This window comes from Enterococcus sp. AAFC-DPL-5182, assembly GCF_058216605.1.
Genome location: NZ_CM177101.1, coordinates 3,245,383 through 3,264,947, shown reverse-complemented (window position 1 = coordinate 3,264,947; position 19,565 = coordinate 3,245,383). Strand labels below are relative to the sequence as shown.

General features: G+C 38.2%; 17 protein-coding genes. 16 read left to right on the top strand and 1 reads right to left on the bottom strand.

Features of this window, described 5'->3' with window-relative positions; translation table 11 throughout:
• Positions 1–82: 82 nt before the first annotated feature.
• The 9 genes from AC4BB7_RS15350 to AC4BB7_RS15310 all read left to right on the top strand — a co-directional run bounded on the left by AC4BB7_RS15350 (position 83) and on the right by AC4BB7_RS15310 (position 10,357).
• Positions 83–970, top strand: coding sequence for an oxamate carbamoyltransferase subunit AllH family protein (locus AC4BB7_RS15350; RefSeq protein WP_490483586.1), 888 nt, complete (start codon positions 83–85; stop codon positions 968–970).
• Positions 971–1,144: 174 nt separating this feature from the next.
• Positions 1,145–2,695: an acyl-CoA synthetase FdrA gene (gene fdrA / locus AC4BB7_RS15345; RefSeq protein WP_490483585.1), complete on the top strand. Its 1,551-nt coding sequence runs from the start codon at positions 1,145–1,147 to the stop codon at positions 2,693–2,695.
• The gene (locus tag AC4BB7_RS15340; RefSeq protein WP_490483584.1) at positions 2,692–4,116 is read left to right on the top strand and encodes a YlbE family protein; all 1,425 of its coding nucleotides are present in this window, start codon (positions 2,692–2,694) and stop codon (positions 4,114–4,116) included. Before fdrA ends, AC4BB7_RS15340 begins: the two co-directional genes overlap by 4 nt.
• 20 nt (positions 4,117–4,136) lie before the next feature.
• Positions 4,137–5,279, top strand: coding sequence for an ankyrin repeat domain-containing protein (locus tag AC4BB7_RS15335; RefSeq protein WP_490483583.1), 1,143 nt, complete (start codon positions 4,137–4,139; stop codon positions 5,277–5,279).
• Positions 5,280–5,303: 24 nt separating this feature from the next.
• Positions 5,304–6,746, top strand: a complete 1,443-nt coding sequence (locus tag AC4BB7_RS15330; protein WP_490483582.1) for a cytosine permease — start codon at positions 5,304–5,306, stop codon at positions 6,744–6,746.
• Entirely contained in the window at positions 6,743–7,219 is a 477-nt protein-coding gene (locus AC4BB7_RS15325) for a nucleoside deaminase (protein ID WP_086314373.1), read from the top strand. The genes AC4BB7_RS15330 and AC4BB7_RS15325 overlap by 4 nt, the downstream gene beginning before the upstream one ends.
• A complete protein-coding gene (gene arcC / locus AC4BB7_RS15320) occupies positions 7,216–8,172 on the top strand; it encodes a carbamate kinase (protein WP_490483581.1) in 957 nt (318 codons plus the stop codon). The genes AC4BB7_RS15325 and arcC overlap by 4 nt, the downstream gene beginning before the upstream one ends.
• 314 nt (positions 8,173–8,486) lie before the next feature.
• The gene (gene efp, locus AC4BB7_RS15315; RefSeq protein ID WP_010772247.1) at positions 8,487–9,050 is read left to right on the top strand and encodes an elongation factor P; all 564 of its coding nucleotides are present in this window, start codon (positions 8,487–8,489) and stop codon (positions 9,048–9,050) included.
• A 143-nt stretch (positions 9,051–9,193) separates the two neighbouring features.
• Positions 9,194–10,357 carry a cation:proton antiporter gene (locus AC4BB7_RS15310; protein WP_086314371.1) on the top strand — a complete coding sequence of 388 codons (1,164 nt, stop codon included), beginning with the start codon at positions 9,194–9,196 and terminating at the stop codon, positions 10,355–10,357.
• A gap of 57 nt (positions 10,358–10,414) precedes the next feature.
• Here the strand turns inward: AC4BB7_RS15310 and AC4BB7_RS15305 are convergent, their stop codons facing one another.
• Positions 10,415–11,884 (bottom strand): peptide MFS transporter, encoded by a 1,470-nt coding sequence (locus tag AC4BB7_RS15305; RefSeq protein ID WP_490483580.1) that lies wholly within the window; start codon positions 11,882–11,884, stop codon positions 10,415–10,417.
• 188 nt (positions 11,885–12,072) lie between these two features.
• Here AC4BB7_RS15305 and AC4BB7_RS15300 point away from each other — a divergent pair, with 188 nt between their 5' ends.
• From AC4BB7_RS15300 to AC4BB7_RS15270, 7 genes are all read left to right on the top strand, one after another.
• On the top strand, positions 12,073–12,450 hold the full coding sequence (locus AC4BB7_RS15300) for a YbgA family protein (RefSeq protein WP_490483579.1): 378 nt from the start codon (positions 12,073–12,075) through the stop codon (positions 12,448–12,450).
• A gap of 214 nt (positions 12,451–12,664) precedes the next feature.
• Positions 12,665–13,501 (top strand): ABC transporter permease, encoded by an 837-nt coding sequence (locus AC4BB7_RS15295; RefSeq protein ID WP_086314368.1) that lies wholly within the window; start codon positions 12,665–12,667, stop codon positions 13,499–13,501.
• Positions 13,494–14,273, top strand: a complete 780-nt coding sequence (locus AC4BB7_RS15290) for an ABC transporter permease (RefSeq protein WP_086314367.1) — start codon at positions 13,494–13,496, stop codon at positions 14,271–14,273. Before AC4BB7_RS15295 ends, AC4BB7_RS15290 begins: the two co-directional genes overlap by 8 nt.
• A 57-nt stretch (positions 14,274–14,330) precedes the next feature.
• A complete protein-coding gene (locus AC4BB7_RS15285; RefSeq protein ID WP_490483578.1) occupies positions 14,331–15,371 on the top strand; it encodes an ABC transporter ATP-binding protein in 1,041 nt (346 codons plus the stop codon).
• A gap of 27 nt (positions 15,372–15,398) precedes the next feature.
• The gene (locus AC4BB7_RS15280) at positions 15,399–16,463 is read left to right on the top strand and encodes an ABC transporter substrate-binding protein (protein WP_490483577.1); all 1,065 of its coding nucleotides are present in this window, start codon (positions 15,399–15,401) and stop codon (positions 16,461–16,463) included.
• 22 nt (positions 16,464–16,485) lie between these two features.
• Entirely contained in the window at positions 16,486–18,225 is a 1,740-nt protein-coding gene (locus tag AC4BB7_RS15275; RefSeq protein WP_490483576.1) for an adenine deaminase C-terminal domain-containing protein, read from the top strand.
• Positions 18,209–19,531, top strand: coding sequence for an amidohydrolase (locus AC4BB7_RS15270; protein ID WP_490483575.1), 1,323 nt, complete (start codon positions 18,209–18,211; stop codon positions 19,529–19,531). The genes AC4BB7_RS15275 and AC4BB7_RS15270 overlap by 17 nt, the downstream gene beginning before the upstream one ends.
• The last annotated feature ends 34 nt before the right edge of the window (positions 19,532–19,565 follow it).

The following is a 19,565-nucleotide window of genomic DNA, read 5'->3' as shown; positions in this document are numbered from 1 at the left end:
CTACTCTATCTGTATATGAAAAGGCTTTCTTGATGTAAATTGAATAGTGTAAAGAAGATAAGTAGGTAAGGAAGTGAGTGAGATGCGTACGTACCAATCCCTTTCTGGTTCTAGCAATTTTTTATTTGAGATTCAAAATAGGCAATGGGAAGGAGTGATTCATAGTGTATTTAACCGAACTGTAAATATACTTTGTGATTCCGGTGAAATATACACGATAGCGGCGGAAGAATTGGACAATGCGCCCAATACGTTAAGGGTAACTGAATTGTTTTCCAATCAGCCGAAGCTACTTGTAAAAACACCTGTTTTCTCTCAAAAAGGGCGGTTAGTGATTGGTGAGATCGCTGCAATCAATACTCGGAATGCCAAAGAATGGCATTATCCCACAATCAATTTTCCAAAGAAACAAGAGTATTCGAATATACGTATACGTGTTGAGCAACTTAACGAATGGCTGAGTCAAGTCGAAAATCATGGCGGCTATTTATTAAACAATACTCAGAGGACAAAATACGAGCAAATGATCCATACGATGCTTTTGAAAGAATCAGAGCAACTATTGGCGTATTTAAAAGAAAAACAGTTATTTCAAGCGATGAAGCAATTAAATCGAGTGATTGGCTTAGGTCCAGGGTTAACACCATCCGGTGATGATTTTCTAGTCGGATTAGCGCTTATATTTACCACTACTAATTATCCATATCATTCATTAAAACAGTGGTTGATAAACAGTCGGAATGAGATGAAAAAAAGAACGAATATTATTAGTTTTTCCGCGTTAGATTGGGCAATCAAGGGAGAAGCACGAGAGCGGATCGGTTCATTTTTAAATGAATTATTTTATGGAGAAGATGAAAATGCTTTGAAATCAAAAATGTTAGCTGTTTTAGCGATCGGATCAACATCTGGCGGAGATATGCTGACAGGAATGTTGGCCGGAATAAAATTAACGATGGACTTGTATTGAACTGTACCAATGTTTGATAAGGATGTTGAGCTATGTGTTATCTAGCTTTGCGGGCTACACTCTCGGAAAAAAGATAAAAAATGATTGTGGCTAAAAGCGCCACCCTCATTTTTTCCTATTTTTCAGTCGAGTGTGGACGAGCCCGCTACGCTTTTATATTAAGGAGGAATCTACATGACAATCAGTATCAAAATTCAGCCTAACACCTATATTGATTCGGTATCATTAATGGCTTTATCAACGAAAGCGAATCAGATAGCAGGTGTTGATCAAGCGATTATTGCAATGGCAACCGAAATGAACAAAGAAGTGATGAAGAATGTTGGCTTATATACAGATGAAATTGCGCAAGCACAAACGAGTGATCTAATTATCGCTTTAGATGCCAAAGAGGAACATGATTCAGTTGAATTGATCCAAAAAATCGAAACGCTGATGACTGAGAAAAAAGAAAAGACAACGAATCAAACAACGGAAAGCTATACAACGATTGAAACGGCAAAGAAAGCTATCCCAGAAGCGAATATAGCCGTGATTTCTGTTAACGGTCAGTATGCCGCTCGTGAAGCGAGAAAAGCCTTGAATAATGAGTTGCATGTGATGATGTTTAGTGACAATGTTAGTGTAGAAGATGAGATCGAATTAAAAGATTTAGCGCATGATAAAGGCCTACTAATGATGGGACCAGATTGCGGAACGGCAATCATCAACAATGTTGGGTTATGTTTTGCCAATAAGGTTCGAAAAGGAAGTATAGGTATTGTTGGTGCTTCTGGAACAGGCAGTCAAGAAATCAGTGTTCGCATTCATGAGTTTGGTGAAGGTGTTTCTCAATTGATCGGAACAGGCGGACGAGATCTTAGTGAAGCTGTAGGTGGAAAAATGATGCTGGATGCCATTGATGCTTTAGAAGCTGATGAAGACACTAAAGTGATCGTTCTGATTTCAAAACCACCAGCAAAAGTAGTTGAAGAAAAAATCCTTACAAGAGTAAGAAAAGCTGAAAAACCTATTGTCATTTGGTTTATCGGCAGCGACGTGAGAGAAAATGAGACAGGTATTTACTTTGAAAAAATGTCTAAAACTGCGGCTTTAAGAGCGGTGACCTTGGCTGGAATCGATCAAAATAGTTTAGATATTCATCCGTTGAACCTACCTTTGATCGATGAAGTTCGAGCAAAATTAAATCCAGAACAAAAATACATTCGCGGGTTATTCACTGGAGGAACGCTTTGTGATGAAGCGATGTTTACTGCAAAAGAACGCTTTTCAGATGTGTATAGCAACATCGCAACAGACCAAGATCATCTTTTACATTTCGGTGATGTCAGTAAAGCACATACTTTTATCGACTTTGGCGCAGATGAATTTACCAACGGCAAACCACATCCTATGATCGATCCTTCTAATCGAATTGCTCGTTTTAAAGAAGAAGCAGCTGATCCAACAGTTGGCGTGATCTTGATGGATTTTGTACTAGGTTATGGCGCTCATCTGGATCCTGTTGGTGTAATGATACCAGCAATGAAGGCAGCAAAAGAAACAGCTGCAGCAGAAGGTCGGCATCTTGAAATCATCGGATACGTGTTAGGGACAGATTTAGATAAACAAAATATCAATGAACAAGTCGAAAAGTTGACCTCGATCGGTGCAACGTATGCTAGTAGCAGTCAAAATGCTGGATTATTGGCAAGAGAATTTGTTGTGAAAGGAGTAGAACAATGAGCAAAATCACTGAATTATTTAAAGAAGAACCTGTAATCATCGATCTTGGGATCGAGTCGTTTCAAGAGGAATTGATCGAACAACAAGTACAAGCGACCTATTTAAATTGGGCACCTCCAGGTCGAGGAAAAGCAGCTATTTTAGCAGCACTAGAGAAAATTGAAACACCAGAAAATCTAGAAAAAATAAAAAAAGCCAATGAAGAAGCCGTGCATCGAATCATTTCTTCGCAAATTTCATTGATCGGCTATGATCAAGCAATCAATGTTGTGCCAGGAATGACTAAAAATACGATTTTACATGCTGGACCACCGATCACTTGGGATAGAATGAATGGTCCGATGAGAGGGGCTGTCAAAGGAGCCTTAGTTTTTGAAGGCTTAGCTAAAGATTTAGATGACGCCGAAAATGTTGCGGCTTCTGGCGAAATCATCTTCTCACCATGCCACGAACATCAAAGTGTCGGTTCGATGGCAGGAGTAACGTCTGCATCTATGTTTGTCCATATCGTGGAAAATAAGACTTATGGCAACTTAGCGTTTACGAATCTAAGTGAGCAGATGTCTAAAATTTTGCGAATGGGTGCCAATGATGAGAGCGTCATCGAACGATTGATTTGGATGAGAGATGTTTTTGGTCCGATTTTAAGAGATGCGATGAAATTATGTACAGAAGGGATCGATTTGAAACATATGTTAGCTCAGGCATTGCATATGGGAGATGAATGTCATAACCGTAATAACGCAGGAACGACATTACTGATTCAAGCACTGACACCTTACATTATCCAAACAGATCATTCCATCGAAGAGATGAAAGAAGTCTTTGATTTTGTTGCCAGCAGTGATTATTTCTCAGGACCGACTTGGATGGCAATGTGTAAAGCAGCTTTGGATTCCGCGGTGGGTATTCCATACAGCACAGTTGTAACGACAATGGCTAGAAATGGAACAGAATTTGGTATTCACATTAGTGGTATCGAAGGAAACCCTTGGTTTGTTGGACCTTCTCAAAAAGTTATTGGACCAATGTTTGCAGGTTATAAACCAGAAGATGCAGGTCTTGATATTGGCGATAGTGCAATTACAGAGACATATGGAATCGGTGGTTTTGCAATGGCCGCAGCTCCTGCAATCGTCGCTTTAGTTGGGGGAACAATTGAAGATGCCTTACGTTTTTCTATGGAAATGCAAGAAATCACAACCGCGGAAAACCCGAATATCACGATTCCAACATTAGACTTTATGGGAATTCCGTCAGGGATCGACAGTTTAAAAGTTATCCAAACGAACACATTACCGATCATCAATACGGCAATCGCTCATAAAGAAGCGGGAATCGGCATGATCGGAGCTGGAATCACTCATCCGCCAATGGAAGCTTTTGAAAAAGCAATCATTGCTTTTAGTGAACAACTATAAAAAAAGAAAGGAGAACGATCATGGATACAGTAAAAGCAACGAAGTCACTGCTAAAAGCAGTAGAACTTGAGCAAAAGGAACAAGTTTTACAGTTATTAAATGAAGGATGTGACCTTTCGTTAACGGATGAAGCTGGACGATCTCCGTTGATGTTAGCAGTCCAAAGGAATAATTTGATACTAGTTAAAGAGCTGCTAGCATTTGGGGCGGATGTGAACCAGCGTGATAATACACAACTTACTCCTTTCATCTGTGCTGCAGCGAATGGATTTGACGAAATAGTCAGCGAAATACTTCAATCCGGACGCGCCGATTTAGCTTCTGTCAATCGCTTTGGCGGCACAGCCTTGCTTCCATCAAGTGAAAAAGGCTATTTAAGAACGGTTCAATTGTGTTTGGCTGCAGGAGTACCAGTTAATCATGTCAATCGTTTAGGATGGTCAGCGTTGCTAGAAGCAGTAATTTTAGGTGACGGTGGTTTCTTATATCAAGACGTGATTCGTGAGTTGGTTCAACATCGAGCAGATGTTATCCAAACAGACGGTACTGGTAAAAATGCTCTTGACTATGCCAAAGATACAGGAAACGAATCATTGATTGCGATTGTGGAGAAAAAGGAAGTCGAAGAATTGATTTTCCGTGAGGTACGAACGTATCTAAGAAAAGGAGAGTTAATACAGGCGTTAAAAGTGTTAGAGGAGCAAGAACAAACAGATTTAGAAGTGCTGTATTATCTTGGCTATACCTATCAGCGCTTAAAAGAGTATCCGACAGCGATTTCTTATTATAAAAAAGGCTGGAAAAAAAGTGAGCAATTTGCTTTCTATGTCGGAAATAGTTATCGTATGATGGGAGATATAGACAATGCATTACAAACTTATGATCAAGCAATCAAGGAAGATCAAAGCTTCTTTTACCGCTACCATAAATCTAATTTTTTAAGAGAATTAGGTCGTCATGAAGAAGCTGTCAAAATGATGGATAACTTGTTGAAAGACTACCCTGAACGAGTTGATTTCTATTTTCATAAAGCCAATAGTCTTCGTAGTTTGAATCGGCATCAAGAGGCCATTACTGCGATGGAGCGCGCAATTCAACTCGATCCAGAAAATCCATTATTTTCAGAACACCTTGCACAATCACTTCAGTTAGTAAAAAACTAAAGAAATGTATTGGAGGAAAATACAATGGAATCAGTAGAAAAACAAGCCATCGTGACAACACCGACCTATTCAGCAGAATTACTGCCAAAAACGGGGGCAGATAAAAATTGGGGTATCTTCAACTATGTGACATTATGGATGGGTGCGGTGCATAATATTCTTTCTTATATGACTGTAGCAGGCTTTTTCTTACTAGGTTTAAATACAAAACAAGTGTTGGCGGCTGTTATGTTATCGGCTGTAATTGTATCGATTTTTTATGTATTAAATGGTGTTGCCTCTGCTAAATATGGGTTGCCGTTTCCAATGTTGCTACGTTCAGTGTTTGGCGTAAAAGGAGCGATCATTCCCTCGTTATGTCGTGGATTGATCGCAGGTGTTGTTTTCTTTGGGACACAAAGCGTTGTAAGTGCTCAATCGCTAGACGTTTTGTTTAGTCGAATCTTTCCTGATTATATGACTATTGGCGGAGGAATGACGATTCTTGGAATGCCTGCACCAACGATGTTGAGTTATTTAATTGTTTGGTGTGTGACAGTTGCACTATTTTTAGGCGGAACAAAAGTCTTGGATAAATTTGGTAACTGGTCTTCACCAATCGTTTACGTTTTTATTATTGGAGCGGCTGTTTGGACGATTCAAATTGCGGGTGGTTTCGGTCCGATATTGGCTTACTCTCCAGCGAATGCGACAACGAGTCCGATTGTTTTTATTGCATGTGTAAGTGCTTTGGTTTCAAATTGGGCAGGTCCGATCGTGAATATCGGTGACTTTACGCAAAAGGCTAAAAAGCCGAGAGACATGATCATTGGCTTGCCGTTAGGTTTTATTCTTTCTTATATTTTGTTTGCGGTTACATGTGTTGGTTTGATTGCAGGAACTCAAATTGCTTTTGGTGAACCGATTTTCAATATTGTGAATGCGTTTGATAAAATCAATAATACATTTGCCGTATTTGTATTGATTTTGGCCTTAAATATGGGGGCTTTAGCGTTTGTTGTATTTGGCAATTTATTTCCAGCTGGGTTGCAAATGTCATCATTATTTCCTAAATTTTTAGATGTGAAAAAAGCGGGAGTCTTAACGGCTATTATTGGTACGATGATTCTACCATGGAAACTAGTAGAAAATGCGTCCACATTATTTTATTTCTACAGTTTCATTGGTTCGATGTTTGGTCCCATTGCTGGGATCATGTTAGCTAGTTTTTATATTGAACATAAGCAAGTAATCAATTTAGAAAATATCTATGTTGAAAATGGCGACTTAGGTGAATTTAAATCAGGCTACAACAAAAAAGCGATGATTACCTTAGCGACTAGTTTTGTGATCACGATGTCTGGTGCATTTTTACAGTCTGTTCCATTGTTGAAAACGATCAATGACTTTGCTTTCTTTTCAGGGTTGATCTTTTCATTTGTTGTATATAGTGTTCTAAGTAAAGTAATGAAGGGGGAAAAATCATGAACTATATGAAAATGGCGGCGGATGCAACTGTTGCTGGAATGGAAAAGAAATTTGGCGGTCCATTTGGAGCAACCTTAGTTAGAAATGGCGAAGTGATCGTTTCAGTCAGTAATACAATGATGAGAGACACTGATCCATCAGCACATGCAGAAATGGTTGCTGTGCGTGAAGCGTGTAAAAAGTTAAATACGATGGACTTATCCGACTGTGAAATCTATGCAACTTGTGAACCTTGTCCGATGTGCGTTGGGGCAATTTTATGGGCTGGGATCAAAACCGTTTATTATTCAAATACTAGAGAAGATGCTGCAAAACATGGCTTTTCGGATATGCATTTACGAAATTATTTAGACGGCACAGATCAATCGACCTTAGCGATGATTCATACAGGCGGATGCCCTGAATGCGATTCTTTATGGCAAACATTTGATGAAATCAATTCAAATGATGTGGAGAAAGTAGGCGGAAAATGAAACGTGTAGTGGTAGCATTAGGCGGGAATGCGATTTTGGAAAGTGATCCCACAGCGGCGGCACAACAAAAAATCGTTCAAGAGACAGCTGAATCACTTGCAGCTTTATTGACTGATGAAATGGAACTCGTGATTGTTCATGGCAATGGTCCTCAAGTTGGGAATCTAATGTTGCAACAAGCAGCATCTGATTCGGTAGAAAACCCAGCAATGCCTTTGGATACTTGTGTCGCTATGACAGAAGGGAGCATTGGGTATTGGTTGGTCAATGCACTGACTAATGCCTTAGAAAAAAGAAAAATCACTCGCGATGTTGCATCGATCGTAACACAAGTTGAAGTATCGCAAGATGATGAAGGGTTTGCTCATCCAAGTAAACCAATCGGACCCTTTTTATCAGAATCCAAAGCGCAAGAATTGATGGAAATGACAGGTGCTTTATACATGGAAGATGCTGGAAGAGGATTTCGTAAAGTTGTGCCTTCCCCAAGACCGATCGCAATCAAAGAAAGTAAGACCATTCAATTATTGCTTGAAAACGGAGTTGTAACGGTTGCCGGAGGTGGCGGAGGAATTCCGGTTGTTCAATCAGGCGATGGCTTACAAGGAATTGAAGCGGTCATTGATAAAGATCTTGCGGCGGAAAAATTGGCGGAGTTGATTGAAGCAGATACGTTGATTATTTTAACGGGTGTAACCAATGTGTTCGTTCACTATAACCAGCCAAATCAAAAAGCTTTAGAAACAGTCAGTATTTCTGAAATCGAACACTACATCAAGGAGGGTCAGTTTGCCCCAGGTAGTATGCTCCCAAAAGTTGAAGCGGCAGTTCAATTCGCTAAAAGAAGACCAACAAATAAAGCCGTAATCACGTCACTAGAGAATCTAAAAAATTTTGGTAAAGGTGAACAAGGAACTGTTGTTGTCCAAAAAGAGCAGATGGCGATTCGTTAATCTACTGATGTAAAAGAAATTATGGGGATAATAGTATTTATCTAGTGTTCATGTGATTGAAAGATAGCTCAATGAGTTATCTTTCAATCACTTTTTTTTGCTAAATTGGATTTTACAAGTTTTTACCACAAAAAAAAGACACTCAGACAACGTATTCTCTAGAATATCCGCTTGTAATCTGCTACAATGGGTGAGAAGAATTTTTTTAAGAAGTCTCTCTACTATAGAATCAATGTAATCTAGATATAGAGGCACTACACTAACGTTTCGACCAAACGTTTCGGTCGAACCTTAAAGAAAGAGGAGAAAACAACATGATAGCAGTAAGCGATCTTAAAGCAGGTATGACTTTTGAACAAGACGGTAAATTAATCCGTGTAATGGATGCTAGTCACCACAAACCTGGTAAAGGAAATACCGTTATGCGTATGAAATTAAAAGATGTTCGTACAGGAACAACAACGGATACTACAATGCGTCCAGATGACAAAGTAAAAAAAGCGTTTATCGAAAATAAACCTGTACAATACCTATACAGCCAAGATGATACAGCCAATTTTATGGATTTAGAAACATATGAGCAATACGAAATCCCAACTTCTGTGATCGAAGAAGAACTAAAATATCTTCTAGAAAATATGGAAGTAAAAATTCAATTTTACGGATCAGAAGTAATCGGGATCACATTGCCAACAACGGTTGTCTTAAAAGTAAAAGAAACGCAACCATCGATCAAAGGCGCAACTGTTTCAGGTTCTGGAAAACCAGCAATCATGGAAACAGGCTTAGTAGTCAATGTTCCTGATTTTATTGAAGCGGATGAATCACTAGAAATCAATACACAAGAAGGTACGTATTTAAAACGTGCTTCAAAATAATTAAAATGAGTGAGCTGGCAGGTAGTAAACGACCTGTCAGTTTTTTTATGCGCAATGTTGGCTAATCTTTTGGTCACTACTAAAACTAGTTACCATGGTACAATAAGTTATATGTTTTTTTTATAGTAGAAAGGGAGAGAAATATGGGTTTTTTATTAACATTGTGTCTGGTCTTACTATTCACTAAACTTGCTGGACATTTTTGTAATCGAGTGGGCATTCCTTCTGTGATTGGAGAATTATTAGTCGGAATCTTAATTGGTCCAGCTATTCTAGGTTGGATCAAGCCAGATGATTTTATGCATTACTTTTCTGAAATCGGCGTTATTATTTTAATGTTTATTGCTGGTCTGGAAAGTGATTTGGAATTATTAAAAAAATATTGGCGACCAGCCTTGTCAGTTGCACTTTTAGGGATTGTTTTTCCTGCGGCGATGGGGTTTGGTGTGGGGGAAGCTTTTCAGTTTTCCGTACAGAATTCCATTTTTTTAGGTGTTTTGTTTAGTGCGACATCTGTGAGTATTTCCGTACAGGTATTAAAGGACCTAAAGAAGATCGACAGTGAAGAAGGCGCGACAATTCTTGGTGCAGCTGTTGTGGATGATATCGTTGTGGTATTGATTTTAGGAATCATGTTGAGTTTGATGAACCGATCGACACCAGGCGGAAGTTTACCGATGTGGGAAGTTTTACTGCTGAAGGTTTTCTTCTTTATTGTGATTTTTGCAGCTAGTAAATGGTTGGTCCCGTGGTTACTGAATTTGAGTAAAAAATTGATCGCGATTGAGGCTGTTTCGGCAATCTCTTTAGTTATTTGTTTAGGCTTTGCTTATTTTGCAGAAATGCTGGACATGGGTGCTATCATCGGAGCATTTTTTGCAGGTGTAGCAATTGCACAGACAGATTATCGTAAGCGAGTAGATGAAAAATTAGAGACGATCGGGTATACCGTGTTTATTCCGATGTTTTTTGTTTCTATTGGTCTAAATATGACGTTTGCCGGTATGTCAAAGCATTTTTTGTTTATTATTGTTTTAACGATAGTTGCAGTTTTGTCGAAATTGTTAGGCGGTGCTTTAGGTGCACGCGTAACGGGTTTCAAAGGTGTGTCTACTCTGATCATTGGGTCAGGTATGGTTTCTAGAGGTGAAATGGCCTTGATCATTGCTCAAGTGGGCTTGACCTCAAGTTTTCTTTCAGAAGAGTATTATTCTTCTGTGATCATTGTGATTATTGCGACAACGATCATTGCGCCGTTATTGCTAAAAGCAACGATCATGAAACAAGAAAAACAACTTAATTACTAGAATAAAAACAGTTTCCGTCAAAGCCTTATGAAACATGCTTTGACGGAAACTGTTTTTTTAGTGGATAGACCCCATTAATTTTTTGATAGGATTTTTAGAAAGAATCAAGATAATACCAGCAATCACAGCTACGAATCCTACAATTCCAAAATACGCTGATTCAGTTTGAGGTGTATAAAAACGAGCGATTTGAGCATTGATTGCTTGTGAAGCAGCGTCAGCCAACAGCCAAATTGCGACAGTTTGCGATTCAAAAGCTTTAGGTGCAAGCTTTGTTGTAATCGACAATCCAACTGGAGAAATACACATCTCCCCTACGATCATAATGAAGAAACTAAAGAACAACCATAAAGGACTAACTCTTGTATTAGTGCCATAAAGCAATCCAGGCAGCATCAAAAGAACAAAAGACAGACCAGCAAAAACCAATCCCAATGAAAATTTGACGACTGTTGAAGGTTGCTTCTTTCCTAACCTTGTCCATAAAGTCACGAACACAGGTGTTAAAACAACAACAAAAATTGGATTTAATGATTGGAACCAACTAGGTGCAATGGAAAAACCGAATAAGGTATCATTTGTCCGTTCATTCGCAAATAATGCTAAAATTGAAGAACCTTGTTCTTCTAGGGACCAAAAGACGATTCCTGCTAAAAATAAAGGAATGTAACCAAGTACTTTAGGTTTTTCTTCAGCGGTCACATTTTTTGAAGTCAGCATCTTAATAAAATAATAGACAGGCAGTAAAATACCTAAGAAACTAACACTATTAATAAAGAATCCAATTGTTAACTGTCCCATAATATAGGCACCGCCAAAAAGAACGATGACAAAAACAAGAGCAAGTAATAACGAGCGTATGAACTTTTTCCGTTCTTCTGTACCGATTGGATTCGTTGGTTTTAAACCAATACCGTCTAGTGATTTCTTCCCTTGTAAATAATATTGTAACAAGCCGAAAAACATACCGAAAGCAGCTACTGAGAACCCAACATGATAGTTATAAGTTTGACCTAATGTTCCAACGACAAACGGTGCCAGTAACGCACCAATATTGATACCCATATAGAAAATAGAAAAACCAGCATCACGACGTGTGTCTGTTTTCGAATAAAGATGTCCGACCATGCCAGAGACATTAGGTTTTAGCATTCCTGTACCGATCACGATCAGAAGAATGGAAAGGAATAATGCGGCAATTCCAAACGGTGTCGCTAGAACAATGTGACCGACCATGATGAATACGCCGCCAAAGAAAACCGTTTTTCTAGCACCTAACACTCGGTCAGAGATCCAGCCGCCAACGATACTGGACATAAAAACAAGCGATCCATAAATCGACATAATTGCCAAAGCTGTTTCTTTGGGTAAACCTAACCCGCCATTTGCGACTGTATCATAAATATAATACAGTAAAATTGCCCGCATACCATAGTAACTAAATCTTTCCCACATCTCAGTAAAGAAGAGTGTAGACAATCCTTTGGGCTGTCCCAAAAACGACCTGTCTAACTGCTGATCATCCATAAATAATAACCTCAATTCTTTTTAATATTCAGATAATTTATTTAACCTAGAATTACTGAAAAAAGTATATAGCATATATTCTAAACTTTTAGTCTTTTAAATATCATAAATTTTCATGAATAGACTATAAGAAAATTGGTGTTTTTATTCATTTTTTTATCATATAAGAATAGAAAGGAAGAGTTTTATTGAAAATAATAGCACAAAGACAGCAAGAGTGGCGCTCGCTGAAGTATTTGATTTTGTCAAAGTCTCAACCAGATTATAGAGCAATCAGGAGATTGTTTACGGATAATGAGTGGGATGAAAGAAAAGAACAAGCATTTCGAGGTTATCTGCAGCACGCATTAGCTCAGCCGCCAAAAAAAGGCAATCTCCTAAATGCGTATCAACACGTTTGGGGGTATTTTAAAAACATAGCGACAGCGACAGAGCGACAAAAATATGAAGAACTGATTGAAACATTTTCTATAGAGCAGGATGAATTACTCCCTTTTTTAAAAGAACTCACGTTAAAATACAAAGAACAATATCTACTACAGTCAAAACTCCTCTTTCCTCAATAGGGCAAATAACTAAATAATTAGCAAAAAGCGATTCAAACGGCGAATTATGGTTTTAAGTTCGTTATAAATGTTTGAATTCGCTTTTTTTGTATGTATAAATACAATTATTTGTCAATACACGAATGTTTATTGTTTTAATTTAAAAAAACATATTGAAATTGGTTTGTAAAATGAGTATACTGAATCAGTGGAAAAACGAACGAGGAGTGTATAAATGAACAAGAATGTTCCGTATTTTATTGTAGCACCTGGAATGATTTTATTACTATTTTTCTTAATGATTCCTTTGGTTACCAGTATTTTGCCAACTATTTTCTCAGATCAAGGGGTAACATTAAGCAACTACCTCGATTTTTTTAAAGACGAATATAATCTATCGATCTTTTGGCGCACGATCAGAGTTTCGCTGATTGTTACGTTTATTTCAATTTTACTGGGAATTCCAACAGCTTATTACATCGCTGGAGTTAGTAAAAAATGGCGTGGGATTTTAATGGCGATGACCTTGTTTCCGCTGTTGACCAATTCAGTGATTCGTAGTTTTGCTTGGATCAATATTTTAGGGAAAACAGGTGTAGTCAATACGTTGTTATTGAAAACAGGTTTGATTGCTCAGCCGCTGAATTTACTTTATACAGAATTTGCTATTATTATCGGCTCTGTTTATCTTTTTTTACCAACGATGATCATGACGCTTGTAGGCGTTCTGGAAAATATTGAAGGGGAAATGTTGGAAGCAGCCGAAACGTTAGGTGCAAGTCCATTCACGGCTTTTCGGAAGGTTGTATTGCCGCTTTCGATTCCTGGAACGATTGTTGGGAGTATCTTAGTTTTTACTGGTACACTGACTGCCTACACCACACCGCAATTATTAGGTGGGAATCAGAAAATGATGATGTCGACCTTTTTATATCAAAAAGCCAATACATTAGGAGATTGGAAAGCAGCGAGCGTTTTAGCCTTGATTATGATCGTTGTTACGTTGATCGTCATGAAAGGACTCGATGTAGTCGCTAAAAAAGTTGATAGGAGAGAAGCCAATAATGCGTAAACAAAAAGGGATGACGCTGATTGCGATCCTAGTATTTTTATTTTTATTCTTACCCCTTTGCTTGATTGTTGTTACGTCCTTTGGAACCGAAGCAGCTATTCAGTTTCCAATTAAAGGATTTACATTAGATTGGTATGCAAAAGCCATACAGTCAGATACGTTTATGAGCAGTTTTAAATTGAGTTTGATCATCGGTGTACTAGCGACTGTTTTAGCCTTGATCGTTGGGATTCCAGCGTCGTATGCATTAGCACGTTATTCAGTAAGAGGAAGAAACTTTATCAAAAGCTTCTTTTTATCACCAACTGTGATTCCAGGTATCGTGGTTGGGTACACATTATTTCAATATATTGTCATCAAATTAGGGTTGCCGATTTTTCAAGGCTTGCTGATTGGGCATTTTTTGATCAGCTTACCTTATATTATTCGTGTTGTAGGTTCAAGTATGGAGCAGCTAGATTATTCAATGGAAGAAGTAGCTTGGACACTAGGCTGTACGAAGATTCGGGCTTTTATCAAAATTGTTTTACCGAACGTATCATCAGGGATTTTTGCTGCATTTATGCTAGCCTTTGTCAATTCATTTAATAATGTTCCTGTTTCGATGTTTTTATCTGGACCAGGAGTTACCATGTTGCCGACTTCGTTACTTAGCTACATGGAATACAATTATGATCCAACTGTTTCAGCCATTTCAGTAATGCTGATGTTACTGACAATGGGCTTGATGTTTTTGATCGAAAAAACATTAGGACTAGCTTCGATTGCATAAATAAAAGAGCGATTAATCGTAGATTTCCGACTTAATAGGTAGAAAGAGGAGAAAATTTTGACTTTTGTTGATTTAAAAGAAATACGTGTCAGCTATGATGGCAAACAAGATATATTAAAAGATTTAAGCATTTCGATGGAAAAAGGCGAACTGGTTTCATTGCTAGGTCCAAGTGGATGTGGGAAAACAACCACGCTTCGAGTGATCGCAGGATTGATCAAACCAAACGACGGTTCTTTTGAATTAGATGATGATGATTTAACCAAGGTTCCTGTGCACAAACGAAATTTTGGTATGGTATTTCAAAGTTACGCCTTATTCCCTCATTTGACGATTGCTGAAAATGTTGCTTTTGGATTGAAGTTAAGAAAAGAAAGCAAAGATAGTACAAAAGAAAAAGTAGCAAATATGCTCCAAGTTTGTGGCTTAGAAAATCTTGGTGATCGCTATCCGAAGCAACTTTCAGGCGGACAAAGACAACGCGTGGCTTTAGCTCGTGCCTTGATCATTGAGCCTAAGCTGTTACTATTAGACGAACCTTTAAGTAATTTAGATGCAAAATTAAGAGTAGCGATGCGGATCGAAATCAAGCGGATTCAACAACAACTAGGTATAACGACCGTATTTGTAACCCACGACCAAGAAGAATGTTTTTCCATCTCTGATAAGGTTGCGATCATGAATAATGGTGTGATCGAACAATACGATTCACCAGAAATGATCTACCGTTTGCCAAGAACAAAATTTGTAGCTCAATTTATCGGTTTTGAAAATTTCTTTGCTGTAACAAAAACTGCGGAAGGGCGATACAAAAGTGAAAATGGTCAACTTTTTACGACGACTAACCCACAGCCGGAAGCAACTGAAACTGTTGCAACAATTCGTCCAGAAGACATTGAAATTTTGAAAGAGGCAACACAAGAATCCATCGAAGGAACAATTATTGTTCGGACTTTTTTAGGGAAAAGTTATCAATATGAAGTAACAACACCGCTTGGAAAACTATTAGTCAATGGAGCGAGTGAGCAAATCTATGAAACTGGAGACAGAATCAACCTTGTTTTTCCAGCAGATAAACTAGTTGTTTTAGAAAAATAAACGATAGATGAAGGGGATAGAATCAAGATGAAAAAGAAGTTAATGATCGGTGTTTTAGCAACAGCAACGCTACTAATGGCAGCTTGCGGAAACAGTGAGGCGAATACAAAGAGCGATAGCAAAAGCGGAAGCAAAGCATTAGTTGTTTCAACCTTCGGCTTGAGTGAAGACATTGTCAAAAAAGATATCATAGCCCCTTTTGAAAAAAACAACGATGCTAAAGTTACTTTAGAAGTAGGAAACAGTGCAGATCGTTACACGAAATTACTGAATAATCCGAATGCTGGAATTGATGTGATCGAGCTTGCACAAGCCAATGCAACCCAAGGAAACAAAGAGAAGTTGTTTGAGCAAATAACAGAAAAAGAAGTACCAAATATCAAAGATTTAACGGCTGGAGCAAAAGAAGTATATGAAAGTGGAGCTGGTATCCCGATTGCTGTTAATAGTATCGGTATTGTTTATAACAAAGAAAAAGTCGGGAAAGAAATTACTAGTTGGGACGATTTATGGTCAACAGATTTTAAAGGTAAAATTTCTGTTCCAGATATTTCCACAACAGCTGGTCCCTTGATGTTATATCTTGCGAGCGATCATGCAGGTGTAGACATCACAACGGATAAAGGCAAAGCTGCTTTTGATGCAATGAAAGAGCTAAAACCAAATGTGGTTAAGACCTATTCAAAATCTTCAGATCTTGCCAATATGTTCCAATCAGGTGAAATCGAAGTGGCGGTTGTTGCTGATTTTGCTGTAGATATTATTCAAGGCGCTTCAAAAGAGGCAACATATGTTGTTCCTGAAAGTGGTACCTACGCAAACTTCAATACAATTAATGTGCCAAAAAGTTCTAAAAATAAGGAATTAGCGTATACCTTTGTTAATGAACGTATTAGTGAAGTATCACAAAAAACAAAAGCAGTGTCATTAAATGAAGGACCAACCAACAGTAAGGTGACACTTGACGAAAAACAAGCAGAAAACAAAACATACGGAAAAGTAGCAGATCGAGCAAAAACAGTTGATTTTTCATTTATCAATGACAATTTAGCTAATTGGATCGACCAATGGAATCGTACAATGAACCAATAAAAAAAGAAGAAAGGCGATAAGCATGAAAGTAGATATGATTATCCAAGATGTTTTGGTTTTTCAAACACCAACGCAATCATTTGTTAAAAAAAATGTTTCAATCAAAGATGGCAAGTTTTACTATATCAGCACTACAGAAATGAATAACTTAACGCCTACAACAGTTATCAAAGCCGAGAATCAATATATGATTCCCGGCTTGATTGATGCCCATATGCACATTGAAAGTTCAATGACAACACCAACGATATTTTCAAAAGCTGTGTTGCGTTATGGTGTAACAACGGTTGTGGCAGATGCCCATGAAATGGCCAATGTCTTTGGGCTAGAAGGATTAGAGGAATTTATGAAGGCGGAAACCGAATTGGATATATTCCATGCGATTCCTTCTTCTGTACCTTCAACGACCCCTGAATTAGAAACCACTGGTGGTATTATCGGACTTCCAGAAGTTGCAGAGTTATTGAAAAATCCTAAAATTGTCTGTTTAGGAGAAGCCATGAATTTTAAAGGTATTGCCTATGAACCTGAGTCCTTGATCCGACAAATTATCGATTTATGTAAATCAGAGCGACCAACGATGCCGTTAGAAGGCCATTGTCCAAAAATTTACGACGAAGAGCTAGCAGCTTTTTTATTTAGCGGTATCACATCAGATCATACCCATCAATTTCCAGAATCATTAAAAGAAAAAATCGAAGCAGGTGTTTTCATTCAATTCCAAAATAAATCGATCACACCTGAAAATATGAAGGTCATTGTAGAAAATCAGTTTTATGAATATGCTAGCATTATTACAGATGATGTAATGGCAGATGATTTACTAAAAGGTCATTTGAATGAGAACGTAAAGAAAGCCATAAAAGCAGGCTTACCAATTGAAAAAGCGATTTATATGACAACCTACACGCCAGCAAGACGCATGGGCTTTCATGATCGGGGAGAAATTGCGCCAGGGCGTGTAGCTGATTTTATTTTATTGAGCGACTTAAACGAGTTTACGTTTGATACAGTTTATAAATCTGGAAAAAAAGTATATGAAGGTGGAGCAGCTATCCAATATCCTACAGTTGTCGAACAATTTCCAGCTCGTTATAAGCACTCTGTTCACTGCAAACCACTAACCGTTGCTGACTTAGTTATCAAAGTAGAAACAAATAAAGACAGTGTTCGCTGTAATGTGATCCAAAAACAAGAAGTAGGAACATTTACCGAGCGAATCACGAAAGAAATTCCTGTGAAAAATGGACTCTTACAATGGCAAGAAGCAGACTGCGCGTTATTGGTCGTAATGGAACGATATGGCAAAAATGCAAATATCTCACTTTCATTGATGGACAAACCAATTACCGAAAAAGGCGCAATCGCCACAACGTGGGCGCATGATCATCATAATGTGATGGTCATGGGCAATACAGTAGAAGATATCGTGCTAGCACAAAATGAATTACTTGCGATCCAAGGTGGCTACATTGTTGTTTCAAATGGAAAAATCACAGGAAAATGCCCTCTGCCTATCGGCGGCATTTTATCTCAAGCCCCAATCGAAGAATTAGGCGGAGATTTGCAAAAAGTCCGTACAAGTATGCAAAAATTAGGCTACAAAAATATGAATGAGATTATGTCTTTTTCTACATTATCCCTTCCAGTTTCACCTGCGATCAAGGTCACCGACATGGGGATGATGAATACGAAAACGCAAGAGTTTTATCCATTGATTTTTCCAGAAGATGGAGTGTTGTTGAATGAATACACTCATTAAAAATGTTCATATACTGTCAATGGATGAACACTTTTCAGAAGTGAAAGATGGGTTTGTATTGATTGAAGGAGAGACGATCACTAAGATTGGTCACAGTTCTGAACTTGCTTCGTTGGCAATTCAGGCAGATAAAGTGATTGATGGGAAAAAAGGGTTATTGATCCCTGGTCTGATCAATACCCACACACATGCAGGAATGATTCCTTTTCGTTCGTTAGGAGATGACGTGCCAGATCGACTGCGCCGATTTTTATTTCCCTTAGAGCAATATATGACAAAAAAGTTGGTGAGAGCAAGCAGTGATTATGCCATTGCTGAAATGTTGTTGAGTGGTGTAACGACGTTTTGTGATATGTACTATTTTGAAGATGAGGTCGCAAAAAGCTGTGAGGGGATGGGCATTCGCGCGCTTGTTGGTGAAACGATCATTGATATGCCGACCTGTGACAGTCCAAAACCATCTGGCGGATATGAATATTGCGAAACTTTTTTAGAAAAATGGCAGAATGATCCATTAGTTACACCGATCATTGCCCCACACGCACCCAATACAAATAATTTGGAAATGCTAGAGAAAATCGTGGCACTTAGTGAAAAATACAATGCGCCGATTACAATGCATGTATCTGAAATGACCTATGAAATTGAGGAGTTTCAAGAAAAATACAACCAAACACCAATAGAATTTTTACAAACATTAGGGTACTTTGAACGCAATTTTATTTTAGCTCATTGCATTTTAACAACCGAAAACGATTTAGATATCATTGCAGCCTCAAATGGAAAAGCCCGTGTGGCTCATTGTATCGGTGCGAATACTAAATCAGCAAAGGGGATAGCTCCTGTCAAACAAATGCTTGAAAAAAATATCGTAGTAGGCCTAGGAACAGATGGACCAAGCAGCGGCAATACCTTAGACTTATTTAGCCAAATGCGCTTATTTGCCAACATGCATAAAACGCATAATCAGGATCGTGCCCTTTTTCCTGCAAAAGAAATTGTTCGTCTTGCAACAATTGGTGGTGCCGAAACGTTAGGGTTGGCGAATCAAGTAGGGTCGATTGAAATCGGAAAAAAAGCGGATCTAACTTTGATTGAAACAGAATCTGTAAATATGTTTCCGATTTTTGATCCATATGCAGCGATTGTTTATTCAGCGAATGCCAGCAATGTGGAGGCGGTTTGGGTAAATGGGCAACAATTAGTGAGTGAGAAAAAAATGCTCAAACAAGAGTTGAATAAAATCAAAGAAACGTTATACCGAGAAATGAAAAACTTTGTCTTGGAAGCAAAAAAATTATCATAAAAAGCATGAGGTTTGGTTAGAAGTGTTTACTTCT